This window comes from Pseudomonas putida (assembly GCA_041071465.1).
GTDB classification, from domain to species: Bacteria; Pseudomonadota; Gammaproteobacteria; order Pseudomonadales; family Pseudomonadaceae; genus Aquipseudomonas; species Aquipseudomonas putida_P.
Genome location: CP163498.1, coordinates 6030588 through 6055299, shown reverse-complemented (window position 1 = coordinate 6055299; position 24712 = coordinate 6030588). Strand labels below are relative to the sequence as shown.

Annotated in this window: 27 protein-coding genes and 1 pseudogene; 16 read left to right on the top strand and 12 right to left on the bottom strand. The window is 61.7% G+C overall.

The features are described from left to right. Positions 1–45 precede the first annotated feature (45 nt). Complete coding sequence (locus AB5975_27690; GenBank protein XDR20178.1) at positions 46–975, top strand: p-hydroxyphenylacetate 3-hydroxylase reductase component; 930 nt, start codon at positions 46–48, stop codon at positions 973–975. Positions 976–1024: 49 nt separating this feature from the next. Here AB5975_27690 and hpaI read toward each other — a convergent pair whose 3' ends face one another. The 8 genes from hpaI to AB5975_27650 form a co-directional block, all read right to left on the bottom strand. Further along, the gene (gene hpaI / locus AB5975_27685) at positions 1025–1828 is read right to left on the bottom strand and encodes a 4-hydroxy-2-oxoheptanedioate aldolase (GenBank protein ID XDR20177.1); all 804 of its coding nucleotides are present in this window, start codon (positions 1826–1828) and stop codon (positions 1025–1027) included. A gap of 10 nt (positions 1829–1838) precedes the next feature. After that, positions 1839–2642, bottom strand: coding sequence for a 2-oxo-hept-4-ene-1,7-dioate hydratase (hpaH, locus tag AB5975_27680; protein XDR20176.1), 804 nt, complete (start codon positions 2640–2642; stop codon positions 1839–1841). Positions 2643–2659: 17 nt separating this feature from the next. Further along, positions 2660–3967 carry an MFS transporter gene (locus tag AB5975_27675; GenBank protein XDR20175.1) on the bottom strand — a complete coding sequence of 436 codons (1308 nt, stop codon included), beginning with the start codon at positions 3965–3967 and terminating at the stop codon, positions 2660–2662. A 53-nt stretch (positions 3968–4020) separates the two neighbouring features. After that, the gene (locus AB5975_27670; GenBank protein XDR20174.1) at positions 4021–4425 is read right to left on the bottom strand and encodes a 5-carboxymethyl-2-hydroxymuconate Delta-isomerase; all 405 of its coding nucleotides are present in this window, start codon (positions 4423–4425) and stop codon (positions 4021–4023) included. 63 nt (positions 4426–4488) lie between these two features. Beyond that, entirely contained in the window at positions 4489–5412 is a 924-nt protein-coding gene (gene hpaD / locus AB5975_27665; GenBank protein ID XDR20173.1) for a 3,4-dihydroxyphenylacetate 2,3-dioxygenase, read from the bottom strand. Between the two features lie 77 nt (positions 5413–5489). Next, positions 5490–6950, bottom strand: a complete 1461-nt coding sequence (hpaE, locus tag AB5975_27660) for a 5-carboxymethyl-2-hydroxymuconate semialdehyde dehydrogenase (protein ID XDR23048.1) — start codon at positions 6948–6950, stop codon at positions 5490–5492. A gap of 5 nt (positions 6951–6955) precedes the next feature. Next, on the bottom strand, positions 6956–7720 hold the full coding sequence (locus AB5975_27655; GenBank protein XDR20172.1) for a fumarylacetoacetate hydrolase family protein: 765 nt from the start codon (positions 7718–7720) through the stop codon (positions 6956–6958). Positions 7721–7730: 10 nt separating this feature from the next. Further along, the gene (locus AB5975_27650; protein ID XDR20171.1) at positions 7731–8390 is read right to left on the bottom strand and encodes a fumarylacetoacetate hydrolase family protein; all 660 of its coding nucleotides are present in this window, start codon (positions 8388–8390) and stop codon (positions 7731–7733) included. Positions 8391–8561: 171 nt separating this feature from the next. Here AB5975_27650 and hpaA point away from each other — a divergent pair, with 171 nt between their 5' ends. Continuing rightward, positions 8562–9467 (top strand): 4-hydroxyphenylacetate catabolism regulatory protein HpaA, encoded by a 906-nt coding sequence (gene hpaA / locus AB5975_27645; protein ID XDR23047.1) that lies wholly within the window; start codon positions 8562–8564, stop codon positions 9465–9467. A gap of 155 nt (positions 9468–9622) precedes the next feature. Next, positions 9623–10045 (top strand): homoprotocatechuate degradation operon regulator HpaR, encoded by a 423-nt coding sequence (gene hpaR / locus AB5975_27640; GenBank protein ID XDR20170.1) that lies wholly within the window; start codon positions 9623–9625, stop codon positions 10043–10045. A gap of 180 nt (positions 10046–10225) precedes the next feature. On the opposite strand, the gene AB5975_27635 is transcribed toward hpaR, so the two are convergent. Next, positions 10226–11314, bottom strand: a complete 1089-nt coding sequence (locus tag AB5975_27635; protein ID XDR20169.1) for an asparaginase — start codon at positions 11312–11314, stop codon at positions 10226–10228. 308 nt (positions 11315–11622) lie between these two features. On the opposite strand from AB5975_27635, the gene AB5975_27630 reads away from it, so the two are divergent. From AB5975_27630 to AB5975_27600, 7 genes and pseudogenes are all read left to right on the top strand, one after another. After that, the gene (locus AB5975_27630) at positions 11623–12582 is read left to right on the top strand and encodes a sugar ABC transporter substrate-binding protein (protein ID XDR20168.1); all 960 of its coding nucleotides are present in this window, start codon (positions 11623–11625) and stop codon (positions 12580–12582) included. 19 nt (positions 12583–12601) lie between these two features. Beyond that, positions 12602–14155 carry a sugar ABC transporter ATP-binding protein gene (locus AB5975_27625; GenBank protein ID XDR20167.1) on the top strand — a complete coding sequence of 518 codons (1554 nt, stop codon included), beginning with the start codon at positions 12602–12604 and terminating at the stop codon, positions 14153–14155. Further along, a complete protein-coding gene (locus AB5975_27620) occupies positions 14152–15147 on the top strand; it encodes an ABC transporter permease (GenBank protein XDR20166.1) in 996 nt (331 codons plus the stop codon). The genes AB5975_27625 and AB5975_27620 overlap by 4 nt, the downstream gene beginning before the upstream one ends. Before the next feature lie 4 nt (positions 15148–15151). Next, complete coding sequence (locus AB5975_27615) at positions 15152–16174, top strand: LacI family DNA-binding transcriptional regulator (protein XDR20165.1); 1023 nt, start codon at positions 15152–15154, stop codon at positions 16172–16174. A gap of 15 nt (positions 16175–16189) precedes the next feature. Continuing rightward, positions 16190–17097, top strand: a pseudogene (rbsK, locus tag AB5975_27610) (ribokinase). Beyond that, positions 17094–17492: a D-ribose pyranase gene (gene rbsD / locus AB5975_27605; GenBank protein ID XDR20164.1), complete on the top strand. Its 399-nt coding sequence runs from the start codon at positions 17094–17096 to the stop codon at positions 17490–17492. The pseudogene rbsK and the gene rbsD overlap by 4 nt, the downstream one beginning before the upstream one ends. A gap of 56 nt (positions 17493–17548) precedes the next feature. Beyond that, the gene (locus tag AB5975_27600; GenBank protein XDR20163.1) at positions 17549–18550 is read left to right on the top strand and encodes a nucleoside hydrolase; all 1002 of its coding nucleotides are present in this window, start codon (positions 17549–17551) and stop codon (positions 18548–18550) included. Here the strand turns inward: AB5975_27600 and AB5975_27595 are convergent. Next, positions 18522–18734 carry a hypothetical protein gene (locus AB5975_27595; protein XDR20162.1) on the bottom strand — a complete coding sequence of 71 codons (213 nt, stop codon included), beginning with the start codon at positions 18732–18734 and terminating at the stop codon, positions 18522–18524. The two genes, AB5975_27600 and AB5975_27595, sit on opposite strands and share 29 nt — an antisense overlap. Positions 18735–19007: 273 nt before the next feature. On the opposite strand from AB5975_27595, the gene AB5975_27590 reads away from it, so the two are divergent. Continuing rightward, the gene (locus tag AB5975_27590) at positions 19008–19328 is read left to right on the top strand and encodes an I78 family peptidase inhibitor (protein ID XDR20161.1); all 321 of its coding nucleotides are present in this window, start codon (positions 19008–19010) and stop codon (positions 19326–19328) included. Positions 19329–19452: 124 nt separating this feature from the next. On the opposite strand, the gene AB5975_27585 is transcribed toward AB5975_27590, so the two are convergent. Together AB5975_27585 and AB5975_27580 are read right to left on the bottom strand one after the other, a co-directional pair. Continuing rightward, a complete protein-coding gene (locus tag AB5975_27585; protein ID XDR20160.1) occupies positions 19453–19665 on the bottom strand; it encodes a cold-shock protein in 213 nt (70 codons plus the stop codon). A 163-nt stretch (positions 19666–19828) separates the two neighbouring features. Further along, positions 19829–20134 carry a hypothetical protein gene (locus AB5975_27580; protein ID XDR20159.1) on the bottom strand — a complete coding sequence of 102 codons (306 nt, stop codon included), beginning with the start codon at positions 20132–20134 and terminating at the stop codon, positions 19829–19831. A 337-nt stretch (positions 20135–20471) separates the two neighbouring features. On the opposite strand from AB5975_27580, the gene thrS reads away from it, so the two are divergent. The 5 genes from thrS (at position 20472) to pheS (ending at position 24710) form a co-directional block, all read left to right on the top strand. Then, positions 20472–22394 carry a threonine--tRNA ligase gene (gene thrS / locus AB5975_27575; GenBank protein XDR20158.1) on the top strand — a complete coding sequence of 641 codons (1923 nt, stop codon included), beginning with the start codon at positions 20472–20474 and terminating at the stop codon, positions 22392–22394. Continuing rightward, entirely contained in the window at positions 22394–22945 is a 552-nt protein-coding gene (gene infC, locus AB5975_27570) for a translation initiation factor IF-3 (protein XDR20157.1), read from the top strand. Before thrS ends, infC begins: the two co-directional genes overlap by 1 nt. A gap of 60 nt (positions 22946–23005) precedes the next feature. Then, positions 23006–23200, top strand: a complete 195-nt coding sequence (gene rpmI / locus AB5975_27565) for a 50S ribosomal protein L35 (protein XDR20156.1) — start codon at positions 23006–23008, stop codon at positions 23198–23200. Between the two features lie 27 nt (positions 23201–23227). After that, positions 23228–23584: a 50S ribosomal protein L20 gene (gene rplT, locus AB5975_27560; GenBank protein ID XDR20155.1), complete on the top strand. Its 357-nt coding sequence runs from the start codon at positions 23228–23230 to the stop codon at positions 23582–23584. Positions 23585–23693: 109 nt separating this feature from the next. Next, a complete protein-coding gene (pheS, locus tag AB5975_27555; protein ID XDR20154.1) occupies positions 23694–24710 on the top strand; it encodes a phenylalanine--tRNA ligase subunit alpha in 1017 nt (338 codons plus the stop codon). Positions 24711–24712 lie beyond the last annotated feature (2 nt).

Below are 24712 nucleotides of genomic sequence, written 5' to 3'. Positions count from 1 at the left end.
CAACAACAATCAGGGCGGGCTGCCAGGCCTGCCCGGGAGTCTTGCATGTCCAATGAAACCTTCGACGCGCGTGCCTTCCGCCGCGCACTGGGCAACTTCGCCACCGGCGTTACCGTGGTGACCGCAGCCGGCCCCAGTGGCCGCAAGGTGGGCGTCACCGCCAACAGTTTCAACTCGGTGTCGCTGGACCCGGCGCTGATCCTGTGGAGCATCGACAAACGTTCGACCAGCCATGAAGTGTTCGAAGAGGCCTCGCATTTTGCCGTGAACGTTCTGGCTGCGGACCAGATCGACCTGTCCAACAACTTCGCCCGGCCCAAAGAGGACCGCTTTGCCGGTATCGACTACGAGACGGGCGTTGGCGGCGTGCCATTGTTCGTCGATTGCGCGGCACGCTTCGAGTGTGAAAAGTACCAGCAACTGGACGGTGGCGATCACTGGATCCTGATAGGCAGGGTGGTGGCGTTCGATGATTTCGGCCGCTCGCCGCTGCTGTACCACCAGGGCGCCTATTCCATGGTGCTGCCACATACCCGCATGACCCAGCGTGCAGAAGGGCAGGCACCCAGCAGCCACTTCCAGGGCCGCCTGCAACACAACCTGTATTACCTGATGACCCAGGCATTGCGCGCCTACCAGGCTGACTACCAGCCACGCCAGTTGTGCACCGGCCTGCGTACCAGCGAGGCGCGCATGCTGATGGTGCTGGAGAACGATGCGGGGCTGAGCCTGAACGACCTGCAACGGGAAGTGGCGATGCCGGCGCGGGAGATCGAGGAAGCGGTGGCCAACCTCAAGCGCAAAGGGTTGATTGCCGATGATGACGGACGTGTGCGGTTGTCGGTGAACGGCGTGGACGAGACCGAGGCATTGTGGACCATTGCCCGGGAACAGCAGGACAAGGTGTTCGGGCAGTTCAGTGAAGAGCAGCTGGAGACTTTCAAGACAGTGCTCAAGGCACTTATCAACATCTGATCTCGCTGTGGATGGCACCGGAGAGGCCGGTGCCATCCACACAGATACCTCAGTAGACACTCCCCCCGGCACTGCCAACCATCGGCGTACCTTTGAACTTCCCTGCCAGCTCGCGCAGCCCGCGCATCAGCACCGTGGTATCCACACCGACGGCCACAAATGCCGCACCCAGCTCGATATAACGTCGCGCCAGTTTCTCATCCGCGCTGAGAATACCTGCAGCCTTGCCCGCCTTGCCGATGCGTACGATGGCATTCTCGATCGCTGCCTGCACCTGTGGATGCCCAGGGTTGCCCCGATGGCCCATGGCTGCGCTCAAGTCCGCAGGCCCGATGAACACGCCATCCACACCTTCCACCGCAACGATCTCGTCCAGGTTGGCCAGGCCTTCCTTGTTTTCGATCTGCACCAGCAGGCACATCTGTTCATCGGCGTGGTCCAGGTAGCCGGGGATGGTGTTCCAGCGCGATGCCCGTGCCAGTGCGCTGCCCACGCCACGAATGCCGTTGGGCGGGTAATGCATGGCCTTGACCAGTTGCTGCGCCTGTTCAGCGCTTTCCACCATCGGCACCAGCAAGGTCTGAGCGCCGATGTCCAGCACCTGCTTGATCAGCGCGGTATCACCGATTACCGGGCGGATTACCGCCTGGCTGGGGTAGGGGGCCACCGCCTGCAACTGCGCGAGCATGCCGCGCAGGTCGTTGGGGGCGTGTTCGCCGTCGATCAGCAGCCAGTCGAAACCGGCATTGGCGGCCAGCTCTGCGCAGTAGGCATCGGCCAGGCCGAGCCACAGGCCGACCTGCGGCTCGCCGCTGCACAGGCGTTGCTTGAAGTGGTTGATGGGCATGTCCATGGGCTGGTCCTCAAACGAAGCGGCAGGCGATGGCGCCGAGCATGTCGTAGTCGACGTGGAAGGTATCGCCTGGGCGTGCGGCCACCGGGCGGGTGAACGAACCACCGAGGATGATCTGGCCGGGCTGCAAGGTGACGTCGTACGGGGCCAGCTTGTTGGCCAGCCAGGCAACGCCTTTGGCCGGGTGATTGAGCACCGCGGCGCTGACACCGGACTCCTCGATCACGCCGTTGCGGTAGAGCACTGCCGGCACTTTGCGCAGGTCGATCTCGGTGGGGCGCACGGCCCGTCCGCCCATCACCACGCCGGCATTGGCGGCGTTGTCGGAAATGGTGTCGAACACCTTGCGGGTGGCCTGGGTTTGCGGGTCCACCTGCTGGATGCGCGCATCGATGATTTCCAGCGCCGGGATCACCCATTCGGTGGCTTCCAGCACATCGAAAACAGTGACGTTGGGGCCTTTCAGCGGCTTGCCGAGGATGAACGCCAACTCCACTTCAACGCGCGGCACGATGAAGCGTTCGAAGGGGATGTCGCTGCCTTCATCGAACAGCATGTCGTCGAGCAATGCGCCATAGTCGGGCTCGGTGATGTTCGACGACACCTGCATGGCACGCGAGGTCAGGCCGATCTTGTGGCCCACCAGCTTGCGCCCGGCGGCGATCTTTTTCGCCACCCAGGCGCGCTGGATGGCATAGGCGTCTTCGACGCTGATTGCGGGCTGCTCCAGCGAGAACTGGCGCACTTGCTCGCGGGAGCGTTCGGCCTGGTCGAGGCGTTCGGCGGCTTGCTGGATGAAAGCGTTGTCTAGCATGGGGACAGTCTCTTGATTCAAGGGTTGACGATGGCAGCTCGGGTGCGCAGCACCAGCAGGCCACCCAGGGCGATGAAGATGGCGAGCACATACAGGGCCAGGCTGGCGCTGTGGGTGGTGTCGCGCACCCAGCCGATGAAGTAGGGCGTGAAGAACGAGGCGATGCTGCCCAGCGAGCTGATCAGAGCAATGCCGGCGGCCTGGGTGCGGGCGTTGAGGAAGGCCGGCGGCAGTTGCCAGAACATCGGCAGCGCAGCGCTGGCGCCCATGCCGGCCAGCACCAGGCCGGCCATTACCGGCCACGCCTGCTCGGGGGCAAGGGCTGCGATGGCGATGCCGGTGGCGGCCATCAGCAGGGGGACGCACAGGTGCCAGCGGCGTTCGCGCAGGCGGTCGCTGGAGCGGCCGCAGGCCAGCATGAACACGCAGCCGGCCACGTACGGCACAGCGCTGAGCAGGCCGACACTGGCGTCGCTGGCCACCCCGGCACTGTGGATCAGGCTGGGCATCCAGAACGCCAGGGTGTTGACCGCCAGCATCACCGCGCAATACACCGCCACCAGCAGCCACAGTGCACGGCTGGCGAAAATGGCGCTGAACGAGGTCACCGGCTTGCGCTGTTCTTCCTCACCGAATTGCGCGCGCAGCGTGGCTTTCTGCTGATCGTCCAGCCAGCTCACCTTTTCGAAATGCTCCGGCAGCACGGCCAGCACCACCAGGCCCAGCAGCACCACAGGTGCGCCTTCGAGCAGGAACATCCACTGCCAGCCACGCAGCCCTGCGGTGTCGTGCATGAAGGCCAGGATGGCCCCGGACACCGGCCCGCCGACGACTCCGGCCAATGGCACGGCAATGGCGAACAGCGCCGTCACCTGGGCGCGCCGCCCGGCCGGGTACCAGCGGTTGAGGTAGACCAGGATACCTGGGAAGAACCCGGCCTCCGCCGCGCCCAGGGCGAAGCGCAGCAGGTAGAACGCGCTGCTGCTTTCGATCAGCAGCATGCTGGTCGACAACAACCCCCACACCACCATCAGGCAGGCGATCCAGCGGCGTGGGCCGACCCGGTCGAGCATGAGGTTGCTGGGTACGCCAAACAGCGCATAGGCGATGAAGAACAGCCCGGCACCCAGGCCGTAGACGGTGTCGGACAAATGCAGGTCCTGGCTCATCTGCATCTTGGCGAAGCCGATGTTGATGCGGTCCAGGTGGGCGAACAGGTAGCACACCAGCAGCAGCGGCATCAGCCGCCAGGTGACTGCCCGGTGGGTACTGTCGACCCTTTCAGTGTGTGCCTCGCGTGGCGAGGCGTGTTCGAGTGTGCTCATGTTTTTGTACTTGTTCTTCAATGAGGCGGGGAAGGGGCTTTCGAGCCGGCGCGCTAGCGGTTGAACAATGGGTGCAAGGTGCTGTGCTTGGCGTCGTAGACTTGGGCGGTGCTGTGGTCGATCTGTACGGTGATGCCGATTGGGCGCTGTTTCAGCAGTGGGTCCAGGCGGGCTTTCAACACCGCCAGCAGGCTGTCGCCCACCGCCTTGTGCACCTCGGTGCTGCGGCCGGTGGCCATGCGCAGGTTGGCGTACAGGAAACCGTATTCGCCCTTGCCATCTGCCACTGCACTATGGGCGGCGGGGTAGGCCAGCACGCGGGTGCCGCCGGTGGGGAACACAGCTTTGCCTTCACCATCGCGCTGTTCGAGCATGGTGTCGGCCAAGGCGCGGCATAGGCCGGGGATGTCGGCATCGGTTTCCAGGTCGGGGGTGTAGAGCAGAACCAGGTGTGGCATGAAGGGTATCCTCGGCGAGCCGCGCCCGCCATCCGCCGGGACGGCCAGGCGCAAGCAGGTGAATTACAGGCGGCTGGTGGACACCACGGCTGCCGGGTTGGCGGCCTGGGCTGCCGGGATGGCGCTGCCATCCTGCGGGGTAACCGGGAAGATCGCGTTGATCTGGCCGGTGCCGGAAGAGCCGAAGTAGGGCGTGACCACCTCGGCCTTGCCGTCGTAGTCGGACCAGCCCAGCGCACCGAGCAGCATCGCCGTGTCGTGCATGAACCCTTCACCGTGGCCTTTGGCGGCGTATTCAGGGAGCATGCCGCAGAAGGCTTCCCACTCGCCGTCTTGCCACATTTGCACCACGCGATGATCAAGGGTTTCCAGGAACGGGCTCCACACCTTGGTGGCGAAGTCCGGCGCCTGGCCGTTCTGCGCGAAGCGGTGCGACAGCGAACCGCTGGCCAGGAATGCCACGGTGCCGTCGTAGTGGTCTTCTACTGCCTTGCGCATGGCCCAGCCCAGGCGGGCGCTGTCGGCCAGGTAGTGCGAGGTGCACAGTGCCGAGACCGAAACCACCTTGAAGTGCTGGTCCTGGTTCATGTAGCGCATCGGCACCAGGGTGCCGTACTCCGGGGCGAGGGTGGTGGCGTGGTGGGCCATGGTCTCGACATTGAAACGGTTGCATTCCTCTGCCAGCAGCTTGCCCAGCTCGGGGTTACCGGGGAAGGCGTAAGGCATGTTGCTGATGAAGTGCGGCAGTTCGTTGCTGGTGTACACACCCTCGAAATGCGGCCCGCACAACACGTGGTAGTTGGCGTTGACCAGCCAGTGGGTATCGAACACGACGATGGTGTCCACGCCCAGCTCGCGGCAGCGGCGGCTGATTTCGTGATGCCCGTCGATGGCTGCCTGGCGAAAGCCCTGGCGCGGGCCTGGGAGTTCGGACATGTACATGGACGGTACATGGGTAATCTTGGCAGTGAGAGCGAGTTTGCCCATGGAAAGCTCCGGTTACAGAATGTTGTTGTTTTCGGCGGCTGACGCGGTACTTGTGGGAGCGGCCATCTACGGTTTGCTCACACGCCCCAGCGCGGAATGTGGTGGCTACCCATGGAAATACACACGTTCTTGATCTCTGCAAAGACCTCGAAGCTGTACTGCCCGCCTTCACGCCCGGTACCGGAACCTTTCACGCCACCGAATGGCTGGCGCAGGTCGCGTACGTTCTGGCTGTTGATGAACACCATGCCGGCCTCGATGCCACGGGCCAGGCGGTGGGCCTTGCCGATGTCCTGGGTCCAGATGTACGACGCCAGGCCGTACTCGGTGTCGTTGGCCAGTTGCAGCGCTTCTGCTTCGTCCTTGAACGGGATCAGGCACACCACCGGGCCGAAGATTTCTTCCTGGGCAATGCGCATCTTGTTGTTCACATCGGCGAACACGGTGGGCTGGATGAACTGCCCTTTGGCCAAATGCGCCGGCAGGTTGGCCGGGCGTTCCAGGCCACCGGCGACCAGGCGTGCGCCTTCTTCCATGCCGATGCGGATGTAGCCGGTGACCTTGTCGTAGTGCTGCTGGGTGATCATCGAACCGACCTGGGTTTTCGGGTCGGTCGGGTCACCGACGATCAGGCGCTTGGCGCGCGCCGCGAACTCGGCGACGAACTGCGGGTACACGCTTTCCTGGATGAAAATGCGGCTGCCGGCGGTGCAGCGTTCGCCGTTCAGCGAGAAGATGGTGAACAACGCGGCGTCCAGCGCACGCTCAAGGTCGGCATCTTCGAAGATCAGCACCGGCGATTTTCCGCCCAGTTCCATCGAGTACTTTTTCAGGCCAGCGGTCTGCATGATCTTCTTGCCGGTGGCGGTGCCGCCGGTGAAGGAAATAGCGCGTACATCCGGGTGACGTACCAGGGCGTCGCCAGCGGTGGCGCCATAGCCCTGGATCACGTTGAGCACGCCGTTGGGGATGCCGGCTTCGACAGCCAGGCGGCCCAGTTCGTTGGCGGTCAGTGGCGACAGTTCGCTCATCTTCAGCACGGCGGTGTTGCCCAGCGCCAGGCACGGCGCGGTCTTCCAGGTGGCGGTCATGAACGGCACGTTCCAGGGGCTGACCAGGCCGCATACACCCACCGGCTGGTACAGGGTGTAGTTGAGCATCTGGTCGTCGACCGGGTAGGTGTGGCCATCCATGCGTGTGCACACTTCGGCGAAAAAATCGAAGTTGTGCGAGGCACGCGGGATCAGCACGTTCTTGGTCTGGTGGATCGGCAGGCCGGTGTCGAGGGTTTCCAGCTCGGCCAGTTTCGGCACGTTCTGGTCGATCAGCTCACCGAGCTTGCGCATCAGCCGGGCACGTTCCTTGGCCGGGGTGTTGGCCCACTTGGGGAAGGCTTCCTTGGCCGCGGCCACGGCTTGCGCCACTTCTTCGGCGCCACCGCTGGCGACTTCACAAATGGCATCGCCGGTGGCCGGGTTGTAGTTGACGAAGGTGTCTTTGCTCTCGACCTCACGGCCGTTGATCCAGTGCTTGATCATGCTGCTCATGCCTTGTTGTTCTTGAAGAAGTCAGCTTCGCTGACGATGCGGTTGACCAGGCGGCCGACGCCTTCCACTTCCACTACCACTTCATCGCCCGGCACCACGTCGGCCAGGCCTTCTGGCGTGCCGGTGGCGATCATGTCGCCTGGCTGCAGGGTCATGAAGCTGGAGAAGTATTCGATTAGGTGCGGGATGTCGAAGATCATGTCCGCCGTGGTGCCTTCCTGCTTCAGCTCACCGTTGATCCAGGTGCGCAGCTTCAGGTTGCTGACGTCTGGCACATCGGCCGCATCGACGATCCACGGGCCGACCGGGGTGGTGGCGTCGCGGTTTTTCACCCGCAGGTTGGGGCGGTAGTAGTTTTCCAGGTAGTCGCGGATGGCGTAGTCGTTGCACACGGTGTAGCCGGCAACGTAGGCCAGTGCGTCCTCACGCTTGACGTTTTTCGCCGCTTTGCCAATGACCGCGACCAACTCGCACTCGTAGTGCATGTACTCGACGTTGTCCGGGCGCCAGGTGACCTGGCCGTGGCCGGTGTAGGTGCCGGGCGACTTGATGAAGGCCAGAGGTTCGGTGGGCGGCGCGAAGGCCAGTTCCTTGGCGTGATCGGCGTAGTTCAGGCCCAGGGCGAACATGCTGCCGGTGGCGGGCGGCAGCCAGGTGACCTGGTCTTGATGGACCAGGCGGCCATCGGCAAGGCGCAGGTGGTCGCCTTCGACCGTGACATCATGGGCCTGGCCGTCGAACTGGATACGGGCGTGTTTCACAGGTAATTCCTCACTCGGCGACGATGTGGTTGGTCAGCTTGCCCAGGCCGTCGATCTCGATATCGACGCGGTCGCCTGGCTGTACATCGACGCGGCCCTCGGGGGTGCCGGTGATCAGGATGTCGCCAGCGTGCAGGGTCATGAACTCGCTGATTTCGGCAATCAGCTGGGCCACCGTGCGCACGCAGTTGGCGGTGTTGTTGTGCTGGCGCAGTTCGCCATTCACATACAGGCGCAGGCCTAGGGCATCGGGGTTGGCTACCTGGCTGGCCGGCACCAGCGCTGGGCCGATCGGGCAGAAGCCATCACGGCACTTGGCCTTGACGGCCGGGCGGTAGTAGCTGTCTTCGGGCAGGCTGGTTTCGTTGACGATGGTGTAGCCCGCCACATGCTCCAGGGCGTCCTCCACACTGACGCGGCTGGCGTCCTTGCCAATCACCACACCCAGCGCCGGGCCAGGTTGCAGGCGCTGTACGTTGGCCGGGAACAGCACTTGGCCTTCATGCTGGTTGCGCGTGTTCGGGGTTTTGACGAACAGCACTGGCTTGACTGGCAGTTGCTTGTACGGTGCTTCGACGAACGCCGCTTGGTGCTGCTGCAGCAAACCCCGGTAGTTCAGCGCGACGCCGAACAGGGTGCCGTTGGCAACGTCATGCAGGGCATGGCTCATGCTCTTCTCCTGGCAGTGCAGGGCGATGGCCGTCCTGCGAATTTTGTTAATGTGTTAATGTTATAGTTAATATGTTAACGATGGTCAAGAGGTGGCCAGTGGCGCGTGCCGACAAGGCGGTGCACCATGGGCCATCGTCAACAGGGTCAAGCGATTTGCGAGCAAGCAGCCATGAGCGACCGGCATCCGATACCGAACATCAACATCGGCCAGGTCTATGACCAGCGCTACAGCGACAGCGAGGTGCATTACGACCGGCTGGGCAACCTGGCGGGCTTTTTCGGGCGCAACATGCCAGTGCACCGACATGACCGGTTCTTCCAGGTGCATTACGTGAAATCGGGCACGGTGCGGGTGTATCTGGACGACCAGCAGTACATCGAGGCCGGGCCGATGTTCTTCCTCACGCCGCCCACGGTGGCACACGCGTTCGTTACCGAAGCCGACAGCGACGGGCATGTGCTGACTGTGCGCCAGCAACTGGTCTGGCAATTGATCGAAGCCGATGCCAGCCTGCTGCCGGCGGGCATGCAGGTGCAGCCGGCCTGCGTGGCGCTGGGCAACCTGCCGGCCGAATACAGGGCCGAGGCCCACCGCCTGCAAGGCTGGCTGGAAGCGCTGAGCGACGAGTTCGCCACGCAGCAACCGGGGCGCGAGGCGGCGCTGCAGTCGCTGACCCGCTTGATCATGGTCAGCCTGCTGCGGCTGTGCCCCAACTCGCTGGAGTCGACCCCGGCGCGGCATGAGGACTTGAAGATCTTCCACCGTTTCAATGCACTGATCGAAGCGCATTACCTCGAGCACTGGCCGCTGGCCCGCTACGCGCAGCAGGTTGGCGTGACCGAGGCGCGGCTGAACGATGTGTGCCGGCGTATCGCCGACTTGCCATCCAAGCGCCTGGTACTGGAGCGGCTGATGCAGGAGGCCAAGCGCTTGCTGTTGTTTTCCGGTAGCACGGCCAACGAAATCTGTTACCAGCTGGGCTTCAAGGACCCGGCCTATTTCAGCCGCTTCTTCAACCGCTACGCCAAACTCACGCCTGGGGAGTATCGCCAGCGGCAGGCACACTTGCAGTGACAGGGCCATGGCGGCGCACCCGGTATGTGTTGTTATTTGTACCGGATAGTCGCAGCCCGCGCGCTGGGCTTGAATGGGTTTTCCGTGGAACAGATTGCACTTTCCATCGTGCATGCCCTTAAATTTGTGAACTGAGAAAAACCACAGGCTCGACCATGACCAAGACCCAACCTTCGCTCACCCTAAGCCTTTTGCAGGCCCGAGAAGCCGCAATGGCATTTTTCAGGCCGCTGTTGAACGCGCATGACCTGACCGAGCAGCAATGGCGGGTCATCCGCATCCTCAAGCAGCATGGCGAGCTGGAGAATTACCAGCTGGCAGAACTGGCCTGCATCCTCAAGCCGAGCATGACCGGGGTGCTGGGGCGGCTGGAGCGCGATGGGCTGGTGCGGCGGCAGAAGGCAGCGCAGGACCAGCGGCGGGTGTTCGTCAGCCTGACCGAAGGCGGGGAGGCGTGCTTTGCCTCGATGAAGGAAGGGATGGAGGCCAACTACCAGAAGATTCAGGCGCAGTTTGGTGAAGAGAAGCTGCAGCAACTGATGGGCTTGTTGAATGACCTGAAGCGCATTGCGCCCTGAGATCCTGTAGTGGATAGCACCGGTTGTACAGGATGACAGTCGTCGCTGTGGGAGCGGGCATGCCCGCGAAGAGCGCCGCCGCCGGGGCTGGTCATGCGTGGCTCAGAGGCGGTGCCAGGCACCGCAGAGGGAAGGGCGGCAAGAGCCTCAGGGCCGGCGCACCGGCCCTGAGAGGAGCACTCAATACTCCCAGAAGATTCGCTGCAGTTCCTTGCTGTCCTGGGTCTTGGTCATCGCTACCATCGCCAGAATTCGCGCCTTTTGCGGGTTCAGGTCGTGGGCCACCACCCAGTCGTTCTTGTCGTCCGGCTGTTCGGCGTTGCGCAGCACGAAGCCACCCTGGTTGACGTGAGACGAACGGATGATCTGCACGCCGTTCTTGCGCAGCTCTTGCAGCGCCGGCACCACCCGCGACGATACCGAACCGTTGCCGGTGCCGGCATGAATCAGCGCCTTGGCACCGTTTTGCGCCAGTGCCTTGTAGGCAGTGTCGGTGACGTTGCCATAGCCATAGGCAATGTCCACCTGGGGCAGGCTGCTGATCTGCTTGATATCGAACTCGGAATTGACCGTATGGCGCTTGGCCGGCAGGCGGAACCAGTAGGACTTGCCTTCCACTACCATGCCCATGGGGCCCCAGGCGCTCTTGAACGCTTCGGTTTTGATGTTGACCGACTTGCTCACGTCACGCCCGGACTGGATCTCGTCGTTCATGGTCACCAGCACGCCCTTGCCACGCGACTGCTTGTCGCTGGCCACGGCCACGGCGTTATACAGGTTGAGCATGCCGTCAGCGGACATGGCGGTACCTGGACGCATCGAACCGACCACCACGATTGGCTTGTCGGTCTTTTCCACCAGATTGAGGAAATAGGCGGTTTCTTCCAGGGTGTCGGTGCCGTGGGTGATGACGATTCCGTCGACGTCCTTGCTTTCGGCCAGCTCGGCGACGCGTTTGCCCAGCTTTAGCAGGTCGTCGTTGCTGATGCTTTCAGACGCGATCTGCATCACTTGCTCACCGCGCACGTTGGCGATGTCTGCAAGCTCCGGCACGCCGGCGATGAGCTTGTCGACGCCCAGCTTGGCAGCCTGGTAGGTAGCGCTGTTGGCGGCGCTGGCACCGGCGCCGGCAATGGTGCCGCCGGTGGCGAGGATGACCACGTTGGCCAGCTTCTGCTGGGTTTCGGCTTCTTTGGCCGAGGCGGTGGCTGGCAGGATCAGCAGCAGCGCGAGTGCGCTGGGGGCGAAGGTTTTCAGTGCGGCATTCATCGTTATTGTTCTCTCTTCCTAGTGAGATGATTTTTTTGTCGCACCTGGACAAGGCATGTTTCATACCAGCTTGTGTAAATGAGCGTAGGTGCGGACTTGCGCGTTGCCAGGGGGCGTATTGCATTCGGAATCCCGAAAAACATAGGAAAAGGTGTTCGGTTTTTCGGAGAAATCTGGATAATCAGCCGAAGCAGTGCTCTGGCCTCCGACAGCCAAACGGATTTGACAAACCCCGGTCCTGTTTCCATAGTTAGGTACCGCAAACGTTTGCTATCCGATAAAAAACACAAGATTCGGAGTCATCGTCCATGAAACTGCCGTTCCCCGGTCGTCTGCTGGCCCTCGCTGTCGTTTCCTCGCTTTCTCTCGCCCTGCCATTGTCGGCCGCCCACGCCGAAGACAAACCCAAGGTCGCCCTGGTCATGAAGTCGCTGGCCAATGAATTCTTCCGCACCATGGAAGACGGCGCCAAGGACTACCAGAAAGCCCACGCCAGTGAATTCGACCTGGTCGCCAATGGCATCAAGAACGAAACCGACACCGGCGAACAGATCCGCATCGTCGAGCAAATGGTCAATTCCGGCGCCAAGGCGCTGGTGATTGCCCCGGCCGATTCCAAGGCACTGGTGTCGGCGGTGAAGAAGGCCATGGACCAGGGCGTTGTAGTGATCAACATCGACAACCGTCTGGACCCTGATCTGCTCAAGAGCAAAGGCATCAGCGTACCCTTCGTTGGCCCCGACAACCGCAAGGGCGCGCGCCTGGTCGGCGACTACCTGGCCAGCCAGAAGCTCAAGGCCGGCGACCAGGTGGGCATCATCGAAGGCGTGCCGACCACCACCAACGCCCAGCAACGCACCGCCGGCTTCAAGGACGCCATGGAGGCCGCACAGATGAAGATCGTCTCGGTGCAAAGTGGCAACTGGGAAATCGACAAAGGCAACGCTGTCGCGGCGTCCATGCTCAACGAATACCCTGAACTGAAAGCCCTGCTGGCTGGCAACGACAGCATGGCCCTGGGTGCGGTATCGGCCGTGCGTGCTGCCGGTAAGACCGGCCAGGTGCAAGTGGTGGGCTACGACAACATCAACGCCATCAAACCGATGCTTGGTGATGGTCGCGTACTCGCCACCCTCGACCAGGCCGCCAGCCAGCAGGCGGTGTACGGCATCCAGGCGGCGTTGAAAATGGTCAAGGGCGAGAAGCCTGATGTGGATGACGACAACGTCATCCAGACCCCGGTCAAACTCATCACCAAGAAGCCCTGACGCTGCCAGGAGAACGGCCATGCCTGCATTGGCCAACGAAGTGGTACTCGCCGCCCGTGGGTTGGGCAAGACTTACGCCCAGCCCGTGCTAGGCGACGTCAGCCTCAGCCTGCGCGCCGGCGAAGTGCTGGCCCTGACCGGCGAAAACGGTGCGGGCAAGAGTACCCTGTCCAAGCTCATCAGTGGCCTGGAGGTGCCCACCACCGGGCTCATGACCTATCGCGGCCAGGCCTACGCGCCCGCCAGCCGCAGCGAGGCCGAGCGCCTCGGTGTACGCATGGTCATGCAGGAGTTGAACCTGCTGCCGACACTGACCGTGGCGGAAAACCTGTTCCTCGACAACCTGCCCAGCCGCTTTGGCTGGATCAGCCACAAGCGCCTGCGCCAATTGGCCATGGCCGCCATGGCCCAGGTCGGGCTCGATGCCATCGACCCGGATACCCCGGTGGGCGAGTTGGGTATCGGGCATCAGCAGATGGTCGAAATCGCCCGCAACCTGATCGGTGACTGCCATGTGCTGATCTTCGACGAGCCCACTGCCATGCTCACTGCGCGCGAGGTGGAGTTGCTGTTCACCCAGATTGAGCGCTTGCGCCAGCGTGGCGTGGCCATCGTCTATATCTCGCACCGCCTGGAAGAGTTGCAGCGCGTGGCTCAGCGCATCGTTGTGCTGCGCGATGGCAAACTGGTGTGCGATGAGCCGATACAGCGCTACACCAGTGCCGAACTGGTCAACCTGATGGTCGGCCGCGAACTGGGCGAGCATATCGACCTGGGCCGCCGGCAGATCGGTGCCCCCTTGCTCAAGGTCGACAAGCTAAGCCGTGCTGACAAGGTGCGCGAGGTGTCGTTCGAGGTCAGGGCAGGGGAAATCTTTGGTATATCCGGCCTGATCGGCGCCGGCCGCACCGAGCTGCTGAGGCTGATCTACGGTGCCGACCGTGCCGACAGTGGCAGCATCGCGCTCGGCCAGCCACTTCAAGCGGTAACCATCGACTCGCCCAAGGCCGCCGTGCGGGCGGGTATCGCGCTGATTACCGAAGACCGCAAAGGCGAGGGCCTGCTGCTGACGCAGTCGATCAGCGCCAACATCGCCCTGGGTAACCTGGGCGCGGTATCGCGGGCCGGCGTGCTCGATGGCCAGGCAGAGCAAGCCCTGGCCGAACGCCAGATCCAGGCCATGCGCATTCGCAGTGCCGGCGCGCAGCAGGTAGTGGGCGAGCTGTCTGGCGGCAACCAGCAGAAGGTGGTGATCGGCCGCTGGCTGGAGCGCGATTGCCAGGTGCTGCTGTTCGACGAACCTACCCGTGGCATCGATGTGGGCGCCAAGTTCGACATCTATGGCCTGCTGGCCGAACTGGCGCGCCAGGGCAAGGCCCTGGTGGTGGTGTCCAGCGACCTGCGCGAGCTGATGCTGATTTGCGACCGCATCGCTGTGCTGTCCGCCGGCCGCCTGATCGACACCTTCGAGCGTGAGCATTGGACTCAGGATCAGCTGTTGGCCGCCGCCTTTGCCGGATATCAGAAACGTGACGCACTGCTGCACGATGCAGCACCCAGGAAGAATGCATGAAAACCACCCCGCTAGACAGCCAAGGCGCCGCTCCCGTGCGCCGCAGTGGCACGTACTTTGGCTTGGCCACTTACTTGGGCTTGGCTGGCGCCTTGCTGGCGATGATCGTGTTGTTCTCATTCCTCAGCAGCCACTTTTGGTCTTACAGCACCTTCAGCACCTTGGCCAACCAGATCCCGGACCTGATGGTACTGGCGGTGGGCATGACCTTCGTGCTGATTATCGGCGGTATCGACCTGTCGGTGGGCTCGGTGCTGGCGCTGGCTGCCTCCGCGGTGAGCGTGGCGATTCTCGGCTGGGGCTGGGGCGTGCTGCCCTCGGCGATGCTGGGCATGGCCGTGGCCGCGCTGGCCGGTAGCATTACCGGGTGCGTCACCGTGGCCTGGCGTATCCCGTCATTCATTGTCTCGCTCGGCGTGCTGGAAATGGCCCGTGGTCTGGCCTACCAGTTCACCGACTCGCGCACCGCCTATATTGGCGATGCCTATGCCTGGTTCTCCAACCCGGTCGCCTTTGGTATTTCGCCAGCGTTCATCATTGCCTTGCTGGTAATCGTGTTGGCCCAGCTGGTGCTGACCCGTACAGTATTCGGCCGCTACCTGATTGGCATTGGCACCAACGAAGAAGCCGTACGCCTCGCCGGTATCGACCCGCGGCCCTACAAAGTGTTGGTGTTCGCCTTGATGGGCCTGCTCGCCGGCCTGGCCGCGCTGTTCCAGATCTCGCGGCTGGAAGCCGCCGACCCCAATGCTGGCTCCGGCCTGGAACTGCAGGTGATTGCCGCTGTAGTGATCGGCGGCACCAGCCTGATGGGCGGGCGTGGCTCGGTTATCAGCACCTTCTTTGGCGTACTGATCATTTCCGTACTGGCCGCCGGGCTGGCGCAGATCGGCGCCAGCGAACCAACCAAACGCATCATCACCGGGGCGGTGATCGTCATCGCCGTGGTGCTCGACACTTACCGCAGCCGGCGTGCAGCCCGGCGGAACTGACAACATGGCAACCATCAAAGATGTCGCGGCGCTGGCGGGTATTTCTTACACCACCGTGTCCCATGTACTGAACAAGACCCGACCCGTCAGCGAACAGGTGCGGTTGAAAGTGGAAGCCGCCATTATCGAACTGGATTATGTGCCCAGTGCGGTGGCCCGCTCACTCAAGGCGCGTAGCACGGCCACCATCGGCCTGCTGGTGCCCAACAGCGTCAACCCGTACTTCGCCGAGCTGGCGCGGGGTATCGAAGACGCCTGCGAACGCAACGGCTATTGTGTGATCCTGTGCAACTCCGACGACAACCCGCAGAAGCAGCGCAGTTACCTGCGCGTGCTGCTGGAAAAACGCATCGACGGCCTGGTGGTAGCCTCGGTGGGCCAGGACAGCGACCTGCTGCAAAGCCTGGCCTGTGTACGCACGCCCATGGTCATCGTCGACCGTGAGCTGGAGGGCGTCGATGCCGACCTGGTGCGTATCGACCACGAGCATGGCGCGTACCTGGCCACCCAGCACCTGCTGGAGCTTGGCCATCGCGACATCGCCTACATCGGCGGCCCTGCCGAAACCGGGGTTACTCAGCTGCGCCTGTGCGGCTTTCGCCGCGCCATGATCGAAGCCGGTGCGCCCCTGCTGGGCAACCGTGTGCTGCACTGCGACTTCACCAGCCCAGGTGGCCATGCGGCGGCAACGCAGGTGCTGGAGGGCAAGCGGCCCACGGCAATTTTTGCCGGCAATGACATGATTGGTTTCGGCGTGCTGCGCGCTGCAGCCGAACGCAATATCAGCGTACCCGGCGAACTGTCGGTGATCGGCTTCGACGACATCGAGCTCAGCCGCTACGTCTACCCGCCGTTGACCACGGTGGGCCAGTCGATTCGCGAGCTGGGCGAAAGTGCCGCTTCACTGTTGCTGACGCGTATCGGTACACCCCGGCAAGGCGCGGCAGAGCAACGCATCATTGCCCCGCGCATCGTCTTGCGTGAGTCCACCGGGCCACGCCCGGACCTGTTCAATGATTACCGCTAACGCTAAGGAAATGTCATGAATGCCAAGGTTGTGGTGGTCGGCAGCCTCAATATGGACCTGGTGGCCCGCGCGCAGCGCCTGCCCAGGGCCGGCGAAACACTACCCGGCGAAAGCTTTTTCACCGTGCCGGGCGGCAAGGGCGCTAATCAGGCCGTGGCAGTGGCACGGTTGGGCGGTAGCGTGGCGATGATCGGCAATGTGGGGACGACGATTATGGTCGGCAACTGCACCGGGCATTGTACGTCGAGGGTATCGACTGCCAGGGCGTAAGCACGTGCCCAGGGGTTTCCAGTGGTGTCGCACTGATCACCGTGGATGCCGCCAGCCAGAACTGTATCGTTATCATTCCCGGCGCCAACGGCCTGCTTACGCCACGGTCGGTGCAGCGTTTCGATGCGCTGTTGCAGGCGGCTGAAGTGATCATTTGCCAACTGGAAGTGCCGGCCGAAACCGTGGCCTGGACCCTGGCCAGAGGGCATGAGCTGGGTAAGCAGGTAATCCTGAACCCAGCACCTGCTACCGGTCCCTTGCCGGCGGACTGGTTTGCGCATATCGATTACCTCACCCCTAACGAAAGCGAGGCCGAAGCGTTGACCGGCATGGCGGTGACCGACCAGGAAAGCGCCCGGCGCGCTGGCGAGCGGCTGCTGCAACTGGGGGCGGGGAAAGTGATCATCACCCTGGGTGCGCAAGGGGCCTTGCGGATTACTGCTCAAGGCCACCAGCACTATCCGGCGTCGGTGGTGCAACCGTTGGATACCACCGCTGCCGGCGATACCTTTGTCGGTGGCTTTGCGGCCGGGCTGGTGCGGGGGCTGGAGGAGGGCGAGGCTATTGTGTTTGGCCAGCGTGCCGCCGCATTGTCGGTCACCCGTGCCGGTGCCCAGCCGTCGATTCCTTACCTGGCGGAGCTGACACCATGAAGAAAACCCCATTGCTGAACGTTGCCCTGTCGCGGGTTATTGCCGGCATGGGGCATGGTGACATTCTAGTGATCGGTGATGCCGGGCTACCGGTGCCGCCGGGCGTGGAGATGATCGACCTGGCCGTTACCCCAGGGTTGCCGGATTTCGCCAGCGTGTTGCGGGCAGTGCTGAGCGAATTGCAGGTAGAGCGGCACGTGCTGGCTGAAGAAATGCAGAAAGTCGTGCCACCAGCGCTGGTCGAAATCGAGCGACTGAAGGGCAAGCTGGGCAAGCGCGAATGGCTGAGCCATGAGAATTTCAAAGTGCTTTCGCGCAGTGCCCGTGCAGTGGTGCGCACAGGTGAATGCCAGCCCTACAGCAACATCGCCCTCATATCCGGCGTCACCTTCTAAGGGCGGGGGGCAAAGCGGCCCCGGAAACCGCCACCCAGGCAACAGGAGTGCCACCCATGCTCAAACCCCTGCTACAAGGAATCGCCTTCATGGCCACTGCTTCCACCCTTCAGGCCGCCCCTATCGACCTGATCATCGACACTGACCCTGGCGCCGATGATGTGGTCGCGCTGTTTCTGGCCATGGCCTCACCCGACGAACTCAACATCCGCGCCATCACTACAGTGGCTGGCAACGTGCGTCTGGAAAAAACCTCGCGCAACGCGCGCCTGGCTCGCGAATGGGCGGGGCGCGAAGATATCCCCGTCTACGCCGGTGCCGGTCGCCCGTTGGTGCGCACACCTATCTATGCTGCCGACGTACACGGCGAAGAAGGCCTCACTGGCGTACCGGTGCACGAGCCGAAAAAGCCCCAGGCCCAGGGCAATGCCGTGCAGTACCTGATCGACACCCTCGGCGCGGCCACACCCCACAGCATCACCGTGGCCATGCTCGGCCCGCAGACCAACCTGGCCCTGGCGTTGATTCAGCGCCCAGACATCGTCAAGGGCATCAAAGAGGTGGTCGTCATGGGCGGTGCCCATTTCAACGGCGGCAACATCACCCCGGCGGCGGAGTTCAACCTTTACGCCGACCCACACGCCGCCGAAGTGGTGTTGGCCAGCGGCGTGCAACTGACCTACTTGCCGCTGGATGTCACCCACAAGCTGCTGACCAGCGACGCCCGCCTGAAGCAACTGGCCGCCGTGAATAACCAGGCCAGCAAACGCGTGGTAGATATCCTCAATGCCTACATCACCCACGACATGGACCTGTACGGCATGCCCGGCGGCCCGGTGCACGACGCCAGCGTCATCGCCTACCTGTTAAAGCCCGAGCTTTTCAGTGGCCGGCGCATTCACATGAGCGTCGACAGCCGCGAAGGCCCAACGTTTGGCCAGACGATTGCCGACTGGTACGGCGTGCTCAAGCAGCCGGCGAATGTGCTGTGGGTGGAGCAGGGCGATGCCCAGGGGCTGTTCGACCTGCTCAGCGCCCGGTTGGCACGATTGGAATAGCCGCGTGCGGCGCGTAACGCTCAAGCACTTGCTCGATGAAGCCGCGCGCGGCTTCAGCGCCGCGATCGCGCACCAGCAGGTCGATGCCAATCAACAGCAGCTCCTCCGGTGTGCCGGGGCTGTACGCGCTCTGGCCCTCGGCCCATTTGACCTTGATATCGGCATCGATGCTGTGGGTGCTCATGAAAAGCTCTCGCTTGGGGCCCGGAACGAAGGGGAACACCTGACCCTGGTGTTCGATGGAGGCGGGATGCGCTCCACTTCTTGCAGCAAATCATGGCTTTGCGCCAGTGATCGTGCGAGCTAAGCATATGGCAAACGCAGTGGGTTGTGCAAAATCCGGTCACGATTGCTTTTCGCCTCGCTGCTGCAGTTCAGGCAGACTTGGCCGGTTTTGCAACAAATGATGAGTGGAGCTGTCGGATCAGGCAGTTCCCAGACCGATTTAGGAGGCTTCATGTTCCGTACCCGTGCTTACCTGGCAACCCTGGCGGTGGCTGCTGTCCTGGCTGGTTGCAGCACTGGTGACAACGCTGGTGGTGGTGCTGCGCCGGCCACGCCAGCAGGCAACGACGGCCGTTGCGAAGCCAGCGGCGCTGACTTTGCCATTGGCAAGCCAGCCAGCGCCGAATTGTTGGAGCAGGCGCGCAAGGCCAGCGGCTCGCAAATGGCGCGTATTCTCAAACCGCACGACGTGGTTACCCTGGAGTACCGCTCCGAGCGCTTGAACCTGAATGTGGACGAGCAGGGCAACGTGACCCGCGTCAACTGCGGTTGATGCAAGGCTGAGGGGCCATCAGGCCCCCGAAACATGGCGTGCCCGCATAGGCCATTTCACTCAGCCCATGCAAACGCCCATAAAAAAACCCGCCATAAGGGCGGGTTTTTTTACAGCTTCCGAATTACTCCGGACGAACCTGTGCAGCCTGCATGCCCTTCTGACCGCGCTCGGCGACGAAGGAAACAGTTTGGCCTTCTTTCAGGCTCTTGAAGCCGTCGGATTCGATGGCCTTGAAGTGAACGAACAGGTCGTCGCCGCCGCCTTGTGGGGTGATGAAGCCGAAGCCTTTCTCATCATTGAACCATTTGACGGTGCCGGTTTGGCGATTGGACATGGGATGAATCTCCAGAAACTTGAAATTTTTCGAAGTGCCATAGACGCCTGAGCTGTCTGGCACAGATGACATCATAGTCTAATTCTGCGGATGTAGCGCCTTTTACCTTCATCGGATGTTGATTCAAGGCAAAGAATCGCTCGCCAACCTTGGCTTTAAGGTTTCAGCTTTTCGGTTTACAAGCCTGCTGAACGACCGTCTGGGCCTTCTGCATCAGCTTGGCGTCCACGCCATCCTGGCTGTCCAGGTCGGCAATCTCGGCATCGGTAAAATTCTTTTTGATGGCTTGCGCGCCACAGTCGCAGTGCTTTTTCGCAGTGGCAGCGTCAACACCCTGGCCGCTGGCCACCTGCGTGCACTGGGTCATGTAGCCGGCCTCCTTCCCAGGTGGGAAGTTGCCGGCGTTCGCAGCCACGGGCAGCAGCAGGGCGCCAGCGGCCGCCAGGGCCAGAAGAGACGGAACTCGCATAACCAGTTACTCCTTGGGTTAAGGTCTCATCAAGAGTAGGTTGCTTCCCAAGGTCTGATAGGCATTTTTTCCTGATAGTTCACCGTTGCGGTGCAATTTCCAAATATTTCTGCCTGGGGTGCAACCCGCGTGCTAGCATGCTCGGCTTGTGGTCGCGTTGTTGCCGGCTACAGCTATCTTTTTTCTTTCCAGTCACTCTGGTTCGTCCCTGACAAGCTGAAAGGCTTCTGCCACTGTGAGGCAGGCTTTCCTTAAAGAAAGGCAGGTCGGATCTTGTACTGGCTCATCCCAACCCACGTGACCTTTGGTAGGGGTCACCACTAGGAGAGGAGGCGCCATGCCCGTTATTACTCTTCCCGATGGCAGTCAACGTTCGTTTGATCACGCCGTATCCGTAGCCGACGTAGCCGCTTCCATCGGCGCGGGCCTTGCCAAGGCCACCGTGGCCGGCAAGGTCGACGGCAAACTGGTCGATGCTTGCGACCTGATCAGCAACGACGCCACCCTGCAGATCATTACCCCTAAAGATGAAGAGGGACTGGAGATCATCCGTCACTCGTGCGCCCACTTGGTTGGCCACGCCGTGAAGCAGCTGTACCCGACCGCCAAGATGGTGATCGGCCCGGTGATCGACGAAGGCTTCTATTACGACATCGCCTACGAGCGCCCCTTCACCCCTGAAGACATGGCCGCTATCGAAAAGCGCATGATGGAGCTGATCGAGAAAGACTACGACGTGGTCAAGAAGATGACCCCGCGTGCCGAAGTGATCGATGTGTTCAAGGCCCGTGGCGAAGACTACAAGCTGCGCCTGGTCGAAGACATGCCGGATGAGCAGGCCATGGGCCTGTACTACCACGAAGAATACGTCGACATGTGCCGTGGCCCGCACGTGCCGAACACTCGCTTCCTCAAGGCATTCAAGCTGACCAAGCTGTCCGGCGCGTACTGGCGCGGCGATGCCAAGAACGAGCAGCTGCAGCGCGTGTATGGCACCGCCTGGGCTGACAAGAAGCAGTTGGCCGCTTACATCCAGCGCATCGAAGAAGCCGAAAAGCGCGACCACCGCAAGATCGGCAAGCAGCTCGACCTGTTCCACCTGCAGGAAGAGGCCCCAGGCATGGTGTTCTGGCACGCCAACGGCTGGACCGTCTACCAGGTACTCGAGCAGTACATGCGTGGCGTGCAGCGTGAAAACGGCTACCAGGAAATCAAGACCCCGCAAGTTGTCGACCGTATCCTCTGGGAGCGCTCCGGCCACTGGTCCAACTACGCCGAGAACATGTTCACCACGTCGTCGGAAAGCCGTGACTACGCGGTAAAACCGATGAACTGCCCGTGCCACGTGCAGGTGTTCAACCAGGGCCTGAAAAGCTACCGTGACCTGCCGCTGCGCCTGGCCGAGTTCGGTGCCTGCCACCGTAACGAGCCGTCTGGCGCCCTGCACGGCATCATGCGCGTGCGTGGCTTCGTACAGGACGACGCGCACATCTTCTGCACCGAAGAGCAGGTGAAGAAAGAAGCTGCCGACTTCATCAAGCTGACCCTGGACGTGTACAAGGACTTCGGCTTCAGCGACATCGCCATGAAGCTGTCCACCCGTCCGGCCAAGCGTGTAGGTTCTGAAGAGTTGTGGGACCGTGCCGAAACGGCGCTGGCCGACGCCCTGAACGAATCGGGCCTTGAGTGGGAATACCAGCCAGGCGAGGGCGCCTTCTACGGCCCGAAAATCGAGTTCACCCTGCGCGACTGCCTCGGCCGTAACTGGCAGTGCGGTACCCTGCAGTACGACCCGAACCTGCCAGAACGCCTGGATGCCAGCTATATCGCCGAAGATAACAGCCGTGTTCGCCCGGTCATGCTGCACCGCGCCATTCTCGGTTCGTTCGAACGCTTCATCGGCATGCTGATCGAACACTACGCTGGCGTATTCCCGGCGTGGCTGGCCCCGACCCAGGCGGTGATCATGAATATCACCGACAAGCAGGCCGATTTCGCCCTCGAGGTAGAGAAATCTCTGAACGGTAGCGGTTTCCGTGCCAAGTCGGACTTGAGAAATGAGAAGATCGGCTTTAAAATCCGCGAGCATACTTTGCTCAAGGTCCCGTACCTTTTGGTTATAGGGGACCGCGAAGTCGAAACGCAAACCGTCGCTGTGCGTACTCGCGAAGGCGCAGACCTGGGCTCCATGCCCGTCGCCCAATTCGCTGAGTTGCTGACACAAGCGGTTTCCCGGCGTGGTCGCCAAGAATCGGAGTAATGACTATTAAGCGTGAAATGAGAAACGATAAGCGTGCTGTACCGAAGGCCCCGATCAACGAGAATATCTCGGCCCGCGAGGTTCGGTTAATTGGCGCAGACGGCGAGCAGGTTGGCATCGTCTCGATTGATGAAGCGCTGCGTATCGCTGATGAAGCGAAGCTGGATCTGGTAGAAATTTCTGCAGACGCGGTACCACCGGTCTGCAAGGTCATGGACTACGGCAAGCACCTCTTCGAGAAGAAGAAGCAGGCTAACGAAGCCAAGAAAAACCAGAAGCAGATCCAGATCAAAGAAATCAAGTTTCGTCCAGGGACGGAGGATGGGGATTACCAGGTAAAACTACGCAACCTGGTACGTTTCCTTACCGATGGGGACAAGGCCAAGATCTCTCTGAGATTCCGTGGTCGTGAGATGGCCCACCAGGAGCTGGGCATGGAGCTGTTGAAGCGGGTCGAAGCCGACCTCGCCGAATACGGCACCGTTGAGCAGCATCCTAAGATGGAAGGACGCCAGCTTATGATGGTCATCGCCCCCAAGAAAAAGAAGTAATCTCCCGGGCACGGCAGGCCTGATGATTATGTGTAATTTTATCGAATGCGGAGTTCCAACATGCCAAAAATGAAAACCAAAAGCGGTGCTGCGAAGCGCTTCCTGAAGACAGCTTCGGGCTTCAAGCACAAGCACGCTTTCAAGAGCCACATCCTGACCAAAATGTCGACCAAGCGTAAGCGTCAACTGCGCGGTGCCAGCTTGCTGCACCCGTCCGACGTAGCAAAAGTCGAGCGCATGCTGCGCGTTCGTTAATTCTGGTTAAGATAGAGGAAGTTACTCATGGCTCGTGTTAAGCGCGGCGTTATCGCTCGTAAGCGTCACAAAAAAATTCTGAAACTGGCTAAAGGTTACTACGGTGCACGTTCGCGCGTATTCCGTGTAGCCAAGCAAGCGGTCATCAAGGCAGGCCAATACGCCTACCGCGACCGTCGCCAGAAGAAGCGTCAGTTCCGCGCACTGTGGATCGCTCGTATCAACGCCGGTGCCCGCACCAACGGTCTGTCCTACAGCCGTCTGATTGCTGGCCTGAAAAAGGCTTCGATCGAAATCGACCGTAAGGTTCTGGCTGATCTGGCAGTGAACGAAAAAGCGGCGTTTGCTGCGATTGTCGAGAAAGCTAAAGCCGTTCTGGCTTAAGTACCCGCGACAATCACCCGGCGGCGCTAGCGCTGTCGGGCATTGAACGTCATCGATAGGGGAAGAGCCTTCAAAGCTCTTCCCCTATTTTCGTATCTGGAGTCTGTACATGGAAAACCTGGATGCGCTGGTCTCCCAAGCCCTAGAGGCCGTGGAACGCGCTGAAGACATCAACGCCCTGGAACAGATCCGGGTTAATTATCTCGGCAAGAAGGGCGAGCTGACCCAGGTGATGAAGACCCTGGGCAACCTGCCAGCCGAAGAGCGGCCGAAAGTTGGCGCGCTGATCAACGACGCCAAAGAGCGCGTTACCGTTGTGCTCAATGCCCGCAAGGCCGCCTTTGAAGAAGCCGAGCTCAGCGCTCGCCTGGCTGCCGAGTGCATTGACGTCACCCTGCCAGGTCGCGGCCAGGCCACCGGTGGCCTGCACCCGATCACCCGTACACTCGAGCGCATCGAGCAGTTCTTCACCCACATCGGCTACGGCATCGCCGAAGGCCCAGAGGTCGAAGACGACTACCATAACTTCGAAGCGCTCAATATCCCTGGCCACCACCCGGCCCGGGCGATGCACGACACCTTCTACTTCAATGCCAACATGCTGCTGCGTACCCACACCTCGCCGGTGCAGGTGCGGACCATGGAGTCCACTCAGCCGCCAATCCGCATTGTTTGCCCTGGCCGCGTATACCGCTGCGACTCGGATATCACCCACTCGCCGATGTTCCACCAGGTCGAAGGCCTGCTGATCGATCGCGACATCAACTTTGCCGACCTCAAGGGCACCATCGAAGAATTCCTGCGCGTGTTCTTCGAAAAAGAACTGGCGGTACGTTTCCGCCCATCGTTCTTCCCCTTCACCGAGCCTTCCGCTGAAGTCGACATCCAGTGCGTGATGTGTTCCGGCAATGGTTGCCGCGTGTGCAAGCAAACTGGCTGGCTCGAAGTGATGGGCTGCGGCATGGTGCACCCGAACGTGCTGCGCATGTCCGGCATCGACCCTGAAGAGTTCCAGGGCTTCGCCTTCGGCATGGGCGCCGAGCGCCTGGCCATGCTGCGCTATGGCGTCAACGATTTGCGTCTGTTCTTCGACAACGACCTGCGCTTCCTCGCGCAATTCCGCTAGGT

What these genes read in the sequence shown, in the direction of transcription:
- AB5975_27690 (XDR20178.1), top strand. Translation starts at nt 46, where the DNA reads ATGTCCAATGAAACCTTCGACGCGCGTGCCTTCCGCCGCGCACTGGGC.
- hpaI (XDR20177.1), bottom strand. Translation starts at nt 1,828, where the DNA reads ATGGACATGCCCATCAACCACTTCAAGCAACGCCTGTGCAGCGGCGAG.
- hpaH (XDR20176.1), bottom strand. Translation starts at nt 2,642, where the DNA reads ATGCTAGACAACGCTTTCATCCAGCAAGCCGCCGAACGCCTCGACCAG.
- AB5975_27675 (XDR20175.1), bottom strand. Translation starts at nt 3,967, where the DNA reads ATGAGCACACTCGAACACGCCTCGCCACGCGAGGCACACACTGAAAGG.
- AB5975_27670 (XDR20174.1), bottom strand. Translation starts at nt 4,425, where the DNA reads ATGCCACACCTGGTTCTGCTCTACACCCCCGACCTGGAAACCGATGCC.
- hpaD (XDR20173.1), bottom strand. Translation starts at nt 5,412, where the DNA reads ATGGGCAAACTCGCTCTCACTGCCAAGATTACCCATGTACCGTCCATG.
- hpaE (XDR23048.1), bottom strand. Translation starts at nt 6,950, where the DNA reads ATGATCAAGCACTGGATCAACGGCCGTGAGGTCGAGAGCAAAGACACC.
- AB5975_27650 (XDR20171.1), bottom strand. Translation starts at nt 8,390, where the DNA reads ATGAGCCATGCCCTGCATGACGTTGCCAACGGCACCCTGTTCGGCGTC.
- hpaA (XDR23047.1), top strand. Translation starts at nt 8,562, where the DNA reads ATGAGCGACCGGCATCCGATACCGAACATCAACATCGGCCAGGTCTAT.
- hpaR (XDR20170.1), top strand. Translation starts at nt 9,623, where the DNA reads ATGACCAAGACCCAACCTTCGCTCACCCTAAGCCTTTTGCAGGCCCGA.
- AB5975_27635 (XDR20169.1), bottom strand. Translation starts at nt 11,314, where the DNA reads ATGAATGCCGCACTGAAAACCTTCGCCCCCAGCGCACTCGCGCTGCTG.
- AB5975_27630 (XDR20168.1), top strand. Translation starts at nt 11,623, where the DNA reads ATGAAACTGCCGTTCCCCGGTCGTCTGCTGGCCCTCGCTGTCGTTTCC.
- AB5975_27625 (XDR20167.1), top strand. Translation starts at nt 12,602, where the DNA reads ATGCCTGCATTGGCCAACGAAGTGGTACTCGCCGCCCGTGGGTTGGGC.
- AB5975_27620 (XDR20166.1), top strand. Translation starts at nt 14,152, where the DNA reads ATGAAAACCACCCCGCTAGACAGCCAAGGCGCCGCTCCCGTGCGCCGC.
- AB5975_27615 (XDR20165.1), top strand. Translation starts at nt 15,152, where the DNA reads ATGGCAACCATCAAAGATGTCGCGGCGCTGGCGGGTATTTCTTACACC.
- rbsD (XDR20164.1), top strand. Translation starts at nt 17,094, where the DNA reads ATGAAGAAAACCCCATTGCTGAACGTTGCCCTGTCGCGGGTTATTGCC.
- AB5975_27600 (XDR20163.1), top strand. Translation starts at nt 17,549, where the DNA reads ATGCTCAAACCCCTGCTACAAGGAATCGCCTTCATGGCCACTGCTTCC.
- AB5975_27595 (XDR20162.1), bottom strand. Translation starts at nt 18,734, where the DNA reads ATGAGCACCCACAGCATCGATGCCGATATCAAGGTCAAATGGGCCGAG.
- AB5975_27590 (XDR20161.1), top strand. Translation starts at nt 19,008, where the DNA reads ATGTTCCGTACCCGTGCTTACCTGGCAACCCTGGCGGTGGCTGCTGTC.
- AB5975_27585 (XDR20160.1), bottom strand. Translation starts at nt 19,665, where the DNA reads ATGTCCAATCGCCAAACCGGCACCGTCAAATGGTTCAATGATGAGAAA.
- AB5975_27580 (XDR20159.1), bottom strand. Translation starts at nt 20,134, where the DNA reads ATGCGAGTTCCGTCTCTTCTGGCCCTGGCGGCCGCTGGCGCCCTGCTG.
- thrS (XDR20158.1), top strand. Translation starts at nt 20,472, where the DNA reads ATGCCCGTTATTACTCTTCCCGATGGCAGTCAACGTTCGTTTGATCAC.
- infC (XDR20157.1), top strand. Translation starts at nt 22,394, where the DNA reads ATGACTATTAAGCGTGAAATGAGAAACGATAAGCGTGCTGTACCGAAG.
- rpmI (XDR20156.1), top strand. Translation starts at nt 23,006, where the DNA reads ATGCCAAAAATGAAAACCAAAAGCGGTGCTGCGAAGCGCTTCCTGAAG.
- rplT (XDR20155.1), top strand. Translation starts at nt 23,228, where the DNA reads ATGGCTCGTGTTAAGCGCGGCGTTATCGCTCGTAAGCGTCACAAAAAA.
- pheS (XDR20154.1), top strand. Translation starts at nt 23,694, where the DNA reads ATGGAAAACCTGGATGCGCTGGTCTCCCAAGCCCTAGAGGCCGTGGAA.